Origin of the sequence: Curtobacterium sp. PhB172 (assembly GCF_003752545.1) — a bacterium.
Classification (GTDB): domain Bacteria; phylum Actinomycetota; class Actinomycetes; order Actinomycetales; family Microbacteriaceae; genus Curtobacterium.
Genome location: NZ_RKIF01000008.1, coordinates 248775 through 258065, shown reverse-complemented (window position 1 = coordinate 258065; position 9291 = coordinate 248775). Strand labels below are relative to the sequence as shown.

The window sequence follows — 9291 nt, the reverse complement described above, 5'->3', positions numbered from 1 at the left end:
GTGCGTGGGCTGGTGCGGGGTTGGTCGCTGGGTGCGCGCTTGTGGCGCGGCACGGAGCGTGCAAGCTCGCACGGGGTGATGAGGTGCGCACGGTGCGGTCGGGAGGCGCGGGGCGGGCTGGCGCCGTGCCTCCCGTCCGGCGCTGGGTCGCGGTCACCGCATGGTGCGGTCTGCGTGGGCTGGTGCGGGGTTGGTCGCTGGGTGCGCGCTTGTGGCGCGGCACGGAGCGTGCAAGCTCGCACGGGGTGATGAGGTGCGCACGGTGCGGTCGGGAGGCGCGGGGCGGGCTGGCGCCGTGCCTCCCGTCCGGCGCTGGGTCGCGGTCACCGCATGGTGCGGCCTGCGTGGGCTGGTGCGGGGTTGGTCGCTGGGTGCGCGCTTGTAGCGCGGCACGGAGCGTGCAAGCTCGCACGGGGTGACGAGGTGCGCACGGTGCGGTCGGGGCGCGCCTCAGGACAGGGCGTCGAGGGCAGCGGGGATCGGCGTGTTCCCGCTCGTGACCTCGAACTGGACCCCGACCGCCGAGTCGTCGAGCAGCGCGTGCAGCACGACCGTGGCGACGTCGGCACGGGGGATCGAGCCGCGCGGCACGGTGCGCCCGACGTCGACCGTTCCTTGCGGCGGCGTGTCGAGCAGGGCTCCCGGACGCACGATCGTCCACCGCAGCCGTCGGGCGCGCAGGTTCGCGTCGGCCTCGGCCTTCGCCCGGAGGTAGACCTGGAACACGGCGGCGTCGTCCTTCGCGGGGACCACCGCGGCCTCGGCGTCGTAGGTGTCCGCCGCCATCGCCGACACCATCACGTAGCGGTCGATGCCGGCGCGCTCCGCGGCGTCCGCGAGCAGGATCGCGCCGTCCCGGTCGACGGTGAGCTTGCGCGCCGCACCGCTGTTCGGCCCGGCGCCGGCGGCGAACACCACGGCGTCGATCCCACGGAGGCGCAGTGCCAGGTCGTCGTCGCCGAGCTGTTCGAGGTCCGCGACGATCGCCGTGGCACCCTGCTGCTCCACGTCGGCGACGTGCGCGGGGTTGCGGACGATCGCGACGGCGTCGTGTCCGGCGTCGGCGATCTGGCGGGCGAGGAGCAGTGCGATCTGGCCGTGTCCTCCGGCGATGGCGATCTTCATGTGTCAATCCTGCCCGGTCGTATCCGGTAGAGTTGTCGGCGGCTCCTCACGTGACGCCATCCAGGTGAACTCCCCCAGGGCGGAAACGCAGCAAGGGTAGCCGGGCTCTGGCGGGTGCGTGAGGAGTCTTTTCTGTCTCCGCAGGGGTAGCCGGGGCTGTGTCCGTCTCCGGCGCGGGTGCGTGTGGAGTCTTTTCTGTCTCCGCAGGGGTAGCCGGGGCTGTGTCCGTCTCCGGCGCGGGTGCGTGAGGAGTCTTTTCTGTCTCCGCAGGGGTAGCCGGGGCTGTGTCCGTCTCCGGCGCGGGTGCGTGAGGAGTCTTTTCTGTCTCCACATGTCTGTTTCGTAACGGGTTGCGGACAGCAACCTGATCGTGTGTAAAGATCTGCCTCAGGAATCCCCAACCAGGATTCCTGACTCCGCCGCCTCACCAGCGGGGGAGATCCGAGGATCAGGTGGCGGGTGCGCCCGCCAGGATGAGAGACACGCATGCGCAGGCACGCGTCGCAGCGCGGTACCCGGGTACCGACCGCAGCGAACAACTGGACACGACGGATCATCGATGCTGGCGACCGAGCTCGACGACGAGCATCGGACGATCGGCTTCTCCTCCTGCGCGGCAGTGTCATCGCCACGGTGACGGCGCTCGTCGCCGCCACCGTGGCGATCCAACCGGCGGCGGCGGCACAGACCGACGTCGCCGAGGGCGAGGGCGTCCTGCTCAGCGGCTCCGGGATCGTCAACGTCGACGACATCGCCCAGCTCGGTGGCGCGTACTCCGCACGCGGGGTGACCACGGGCGGCGGCACGACGAACCAGCCGCTGAACCTCACCGCCCTGAACGCGGTGGGCGTGGACCTGGGCAACGACATCGACCTGCTCGGCACCAACGGCATCCTCACGCTCGGGGTGGACGGGCAGTACGCCACCACCTCGGCATCGGGGGCCACGGCATCGTCCGGCCTGCTGACCAACGACGGCGGCATCGGGGTCGGCACGGGACTCGGCACCGGAGCCAGCACCCTGAACCTGAACCCGTTGTTCTCGCGGGCGGGCGCGGACACCACGGTGCTGTCGAACGCGCAGCTGCAGATCGGTGCCCTGGCGTCCCGCATCCAGTCCACGCGCGGCACCACGGTCGGCACCACGACCGACTACCGCATCGCCGGCGCGAACCTGAACCTGACCAGCCCCGCGGTTGCAGGCCTGACGACGTCGCTGCGGACCGACCTGCGCACGCTCTCGAACTCCGTGAACACCACGGTCGGGGCGAACGGTGCCCTGTCCGGCACGACGACGGCGCTGACCGCCGAGCTCCAGCGGCTGCTCCGGTCCACGGCGCTCGGACTCGTCAACCTCAACGGCACGAACGTGACCGCCTCGGTGAACCTCAACCTCGACGGCACGCTCGAGCAGGTACTCGCACAGCCGCTGACGGACGGCGCGGTGACGATCACGCCGGCGACCGGCGCGATCACCGTCGACCTCGACAAGCTGACGACACTGAACAACCAGCCGGCGAACACCCCGGTGCTGACCGAAGCGGCCGTCAGCTCGATCAACCAGAGCATCACGACGATCCTCGGCACCCAGCTGCCGACGGCGCTGCAGACCGCCGTCGTGAACACGATCAACTCGACCGCGGTGGCCGTGAACGTCACCGCCAACGTCAACGCGGCCGGCGTCCCGCTCACCGCCCTGGCGCTCCGGGCGGACACCACGCTCGGCGCCCTGGCCGGCACCGCCCCGGCGAACGCCACCGTCACCGCGACCGGCGGCCCGCTCGGGCTGACCGTCCTCGGGAACCTGCTCGCCCCCGCCGTGAACTCCATCGTGGTCCCGGCACTGCAGACCATCGTGCGGCCGCTCGTCACCGGCACGGCCCTGACGACCCTCGGCACCACGCTCACCGCGACGACCACCGCGGTGTCCACGCTGCTGCGCCCCGTCGTGCTGCTGCTCCGCCAGGTGGTCGACCTGACCGTGAACGCACAGGACACCACCACCGGCTTCCGCGACGCGCGCGGGTACGACCCGGGGTCGCGCAGCGTGCACGCCCTCCGGCTCTCGGTGCTGCCGGGCGCGAACGTCGCCACCGTCGACCTCGCCACCTCGACCGTCCGCGCGACGGCCATCGCTCCGCCGACCATCACGGCCCCGACGGCGAACCAGCAGTTCAGCGTCCCCTCGGCTTCGTCCACCCGGAGCCTCACCGTCAGCGGTGCCGGTGAGCCGGGCGCGACCATCGCCGTGAGCCTCGGCGGCGGACGCACCGGCACGGCCACCGTGGCGGCGAACGGCACGTGGACGACCTCGATCCCGAACGTCCCGGTCGGCGACCACACGGCCACGGCGAACCAGACGGTCAACGGGACGGCGGCGGGCTCCGCGACCCGGACCTTCTCGGTCGTCGCACAGCAGGCACTGACCATCACGACCCCGACGGCCGGTCAGACCTTCACGACCACCGGGACGACCACGCCGGTCACCCTGACGGGCACGGCGACCGCCAACGCGCGGATCGACGTCGACCTCGGCGGCGGCCGCACGGCGACCACCACGGCCAACGGCAGCGGCGCGTGGAACGTCACCGTGCCCGGCGTCCCCGTGGGCGACCAGACCGCGAGCGTGACCCAGACGGTCGGCGACACGACCTCGAACCCCGTCACCCGGGCGTTCCGCGTCGTGGCCGCCGCGGGCCTGACGATCGACACCCCGACGGCGGACCAGGACTTCCCGCTCGCGGGCGACACCCGGTCCATCCCGTTCTCGGGCAGCGCGCAGCCAGGCGCCCGCGTGGACGTGGACCTCGGCGACGGCCTGACCGCGACCACGACGGCGAACGCCGGCGGCACGTGGTCGACGAGCGTCACCGGTGTTCCTGCGGGTGACCGCACGGCGCAGGTGACCCAGACGGTCGGTGGCACCACGAGCGCCCCGGTCGAGCGCGACTTCACGGTGACGGCGGCTCCGGGGTTGACCATCGACGAACCGGTCGACGGCAGCACGATCACCGTCGCGGACGCCACGTCGACGACCCCGGTCACGGTCTCCGGCTCCGCCGCCCCGAACGCGCGGGTCGCGGTCGGCATCGGCGGCTCGTTCACCACGACGGTCGACGCGGACGACGACGGCGACTGGACGGCGACGTTCGTGGGCGTCCCGACCGGCGACCGTACGGTCACGGCTCGGCAGACCGTCGACGGCACGACCTCGGCACCGGCGACCTCGACCTTCACCATCGCGGCCGGTGACCCCATCGCGATCACCTCGCCCGACGACGGTGACGTGGTCACGGTCCTCGACGCGGACACCACGGCCGACCTCGAGCTGACCGGCACGGCCGAGGGCGGAGCCGAGGTCCGGGTCTCGCTCGGTTCCGGGCGCACCGCGACGACCACGGCCGAGGACGACGGCTCGTGGACCGTCACCGTCCAGGACGTCCCGGTCGGTCGGTACACGATCGCGGCGACGCAGACGGTGAACGGCACGACCTCGCCCGCCGTCCGTCAGGTCGTCACCGTGCAGGCGGGCGCTCCGCTCGCCGTGACCGCCCCGGTGCAGGACGCGACCGTCACGGTCGCGACCGACGACTCGGAGGTGGACGTCACGGTGCGGGGGACCGCCCAGCCGAACGCAGACATCGAGGTCGTCCTGGACGACGGCGACGCGGTCGCCACGACCGCGAACGCGCAGGGCGCCTGGTCGGTGACCCTGTCGGACGTCGGCACGGGCGACCACACCGCCTCGGTCACGCAGACCGTCGGCGGAGCGACCTCGGCTCCGATCGGCCGCGACTTCACGGTCGAGGCCGGCGACGCCCTGGTCATCGAGGCACCGGGCGACGCGCAGGAGATCCCGGCGGGGACCGGCGGGCAGGCGAACGTCGTCGTCCGGGGGACCGCCGAGCCGGGTGCGACCGTCGCCGTGACGATCGACGACGCGGACGCTGTCGAGGTGGTCGCGGACACGGCCGGCAACTGGGCGGCACCGAGCACCCAGCTCGGCATCGGCGACCACACCGTCACCGCGGTCCAGACCGTGAACGGCACCGATGGTCCCATCGTCACGCGGGACTTCACCGTCGTGCCGGGCAACGCGATCGTGATCGACACCCCGGCGAGCGGCACCCGCTTCGTCGTGGTCGACGACGACGCCACCGCGACGGTCCGGATCACGGGCTCGGCCGAACCGCTGGCCGCCGTCTCCGTCTCGGTCGGACCGGGCACGCAGTTCGCCACGACCGCGGACGCCGACGGCGCGTGGGCCGTCGACGCCACAGGCCTCGCCCCCACGGGCGTGTACACGGTGACGGCGAGCCAGGAGATCGAGGACGTCGTCACGAGCGCCATCCCGACGACCTTCCAGGTCGTCACGGCGAACGCACTGACCATCACGGCTCCGAGCACCGACCCGATCACCGTGGCCGGCCCGGACGTCGAGCGCGACGTCACCGTCTCCGGCACCGGTCAGCCCGGAGCCCGGGTCACCGCGTCGACCGCCGGCGCGGACGACCAGCTGGACACGATCGCGGCCGACGGGACCTGGTCGGTGACGTTCCCGGACCTCGGCGTCGGACCGCACCCCGTGTCGGTGACGCAGACGCTCCCGGGCACCGTGTCCGACCCGCGCACCTCGGCACCAGCCCAGCGCACGATCACGATCGAGGCCGCCGACGCGGTGTCGGTCACGTCGCCCGACGCCGACGACGTCCTGCTCGTGCCGGACGCGGACGCGACGCGTGACGTCGTCGTCTCGGGGACGGCGGAGCCGGACGCGCCGGTCACGGTACGGCTCGGCGGCAGCACGCAGACCACCACCGCGAACGGCGATGGTGACTGGACAGTCACGTTCGGTGGGGTCGGTGTCGGTACCCCGACGCTCACCGCGACCCAGACCGTGGGCGGGACCACTGCCTCCAGTCCGACCCAGACCGTCACGGTGCGGGCGGGGACGGCCCTGACCATCGCGACCCCCGAGGACGGCGACGTCCTGACGGTCGCGGACGCGGCGGGCACCGCCGACGTCGCGGCGAGCGGCCTCGCGCAGGCCGACGCCGAGGTCACGGTGCGGCTCTCCACCGGCGAGACCCAGACGGTCAGGGCCGACGACGACGGCGCCTGGCAGACGACGTTCGCGGACGTGCCCGTGGGCGACCACCGCGTCACCGCGACCCAGGTCGTCGGCGGCCAGACGTCGTCGCCGGTCACGGCGGCGGTGTCGGTCCGTGCCGGTTCCCCGCTCGTCGTCTCGACACCCGCCGGTGCCACCACCGTCACGGTCGCCGACGGCGACGCCACCACCGACGTCGACTTCGCCGGCACCGGCCAGCCCGGCGCGACCGTCACGGTCGACCTGGGCGACGGCGGCAGCGCGACGGCACGGGTCGACCAGCAGGGACGGTGGTCGACCACGGTCGACGACGTGCCGACCGGGTCGTTCACGGCCTCGGTCACGCAATCGGTCAACGGCACCACGAGCGCCGCGGTCGAACGACCGGTGTCGGTCGTGGCCGCCGCCGCGCTCACGATCCGGCAGCCGGGCGACGACCCGATCACGGTCGCCGACGACGACGCCACGACGACCGTGACGGTCGCCGGCGACGCCGAGCCGGGCTCCACCGTGACGGTCACGGTCGACGACCGCGACCCGGTCGAGGTCACCGCGGGCGACGACGGCTCGTGGACGGTCGACGTCCCCGACCTCGGAGTCGGCGAGCACACCGTCGAGGTGACCCAGACCGTCGACGGCTCCACCTCGACCACACCGGTCTCGAGCACCTTCGAGATCGTGCCGGGCGCCCCCGTCGTGATCGACGAACCGACCGTCGGCCAGGAGTATACGGTCGCCGGTGAGGACGCGACCACCGCGGTCGACGTCAGCGGCACCGCGCAGCCCGGAGCGACCGTCGTGGTCGACCTCGGCGGCGGCCGCAGCGAGTCGACCACCGCGGACGACGACGGCGCCTGGAGCGTCACCGTCCCCGGGGTGCCGGCCGGCAACCGGACCGTGAGCGTCACCCAGCGCGTGGGCGACACGGAGTCGGCTCCGGTGACGGTCCGCATCCGCGTCCTCGTCGCCGCCCCGATCACGATCGCCACGCCGGCGGACGGTTCGACGGTGCGGGTTGCGCAGCGGGACTCGGTCGTCACCCTGACCGCAGGCGGCGCGGCCGAGCCCGGTGCACGGGTCCGCGTCACGATCGACGGGGGCGACCCCGCGACCGTGACCGCGACCGACGCGGGCACCTGGACCCTCGCGCTGCCCGGCCTGGACGTCGGGGAGCACACGATCCGCGCGACCCAGACGGTCGACGGCTCCACGTCCGAGCAGGTCCGGAGCACCTTCACGGTGGCCCCCGGTGCCGCCCTGACGGTGACCGCCCCGGCCGACGACGCGACCTTCACCGTGCCGGACTCCGACCCGTCCGCGACCGTCCCGGTCAGCGGCCAGGGCCAGCCCGGCGCCGACGTCCGGATCGTTCTGGACGACGACGACCCGGTGACGGTGCGGGTCGGGTCCGACGGCCGCTGGTCGACGAGCCTGACCGGCGTGCCGGCCGGTGACCACACCGTGTCGGTCACCCAGGTCGTGAACGGGACCACGTCGTCCCCGGTCGAGCGCGACGTCACCGTCGTGGTCGCCGAGGCGGACGCGATCGTCGTCACGGCCCCGGCCGACGGCACCTCGTACCGCGTGCTCGGTGGACGGACGGACGTCCGCGTGGTCGGCACCTCGGCGCCGAACGCCGCGGTCTCGGTGCGCATCGACGACGGCACCGCGGTCACGACGACCGCGGACGACGACGGCGACTGGGCGGTCACCGTCCCGGGCGTCGGCACCGGTCCGCACACGATCGCCGCCAGCCAGACGGTCGACGGCGCCACGACGGACGCACCGGAGGTTGGCTTCCGGGTGACCGCGGCGACCCCGGTCACCGTGACGAGCCCGACCGACGGACAGGTGGTCCCGACGACCGGCACGACCGCGCCGATCCCGGTGAGCGGCACGGCCGAGCCCGGGGCGACGATCACGGTCGACATCGACGGACGGACCGCGACGACGACCGCCGGCGACGACGGGTCGTGGACGGTCACGGTCGGTGGTGTCCCGGCAGGCGAGCACACGGTGTCGGTGACGCAGACGGTCGGCGGTCGGACCTCCGACCCGGTGACCAGCGCCGTCACCGTCGTGGTCGCCCAGCCGACCGACATCACGATCACCAGCCCGACCCCGGGTCAGCTGATCCCCGCGAACGGTCCCGGCGACACCGGTTCCTTCACGGTGACCGGGCACGCGACCCCCGGGGCGGCGGTGACGGTCACCCTGTCGAACGGCCAGGTGCGCACCACGACCGCCGACGCGGACGGTGATTGGAGCGTCACGTTCGACCGTGTGCCCGAGGGCGCGTGGACGATCCGTGCGACCCAGTCCGTGAACGGCACGACGACCGCCGCACCCGAGGTGCCGATCGTCGTCGACGCCGTGGACCCGCTCGCGGTCACGTCGCCCACCCCGGGCGCGCACCAGACGGCCTCGGCCGCCGGGTACGTCGACTGGCTGGTCACCGGTACCGCCGAGCCGGGAGCGACCGTCACGGTCGTCGCCGACGACGGGACACCGGTCACCACGACGGCGGACGAGACCGGCGCCTGGTCGGTGACGGTCCGGCTCGCGGTCGGTGCGCACACCCTCCGGATCACCCAGACGGTGGCGGGTGCGACCTCGGCCGTCCAGACGATCAGCGTGGTGGTGGACGCCGCCACGGTGACGCCGGGTGAGCCCGGGACCCCGGGTGACCCCGGAACGCCCGGAACCCCGGGGACGCCCGGCCTGCCGGGCACGCCCGGGACCCCGGGGACGCCCGGCCTGCCGGGCACGCCCGGGACCCCGGGAACGCCCGGTGCGCCCGGCAACCCGGGGAACGGCACGGGTGCCGGCGCCGGCCCCGGCGGACTCGCCTGGACCGGCGCGGAGGTCGCCCCGATCGCCGGGACGGCAGCCGGACTCGTGGTCCTCGGGTTCCTGCTGCTGGGGCTCTCCCGCCTGGCCAGGGGCGCCCGCCGCCGCAGCCGCGGCTGAGCCCGAGCAGCGTCACGCACCGCGCCTCCTGTCCGACCCCGAGTCGGCCGGGAGGCGCGGTGCCGTCCGTGCGCTCGGCCCACTCTG

The 9291-nt window shown here is 73.7% G+C and carries 2 protein-coding genes and 1 other RNA gene; 2 read left to right on the top strand and 1 reads right to left on the bottom strand.

The features are described 5' to 3' along the window. Window positions 1-450: 450 nt before the first annotated feature. Window positions 451-1125: an SDR family oxidoreductase gene (locus EDF42_RS10895; RefSeq protein ID WP_123672343.1), complete on the bottom strand. Its 675-nt coding sequence runs from the start codon at window positions 1123-1125 to the stop codon at window positions 451-453. A gap of 37 nt (window positions 1126-1162) precedes the next feature. Here EDF42_RS10895 and ffs point away from each other — a divergent pair. After that, window positions 1163-1259, top strand: an RNA gene (ffs, locus tag EDF42_RS10890) — signal recognition particle sRNA small type. Window positions 1260-1758: 499 nt separating this feature from the next. Further along, window positions 1759-9204, top strand: coding sequence for an Ig-like domain-containing protein (locus tag EDF42_RS10885; protein ID WP_185040906.1), 7446 nt, complete (start codon window positions 1759-1761; stop codon window positions 9202-9204). Window positions 9205-9291 lie beyond the last annotated feature (87 nt).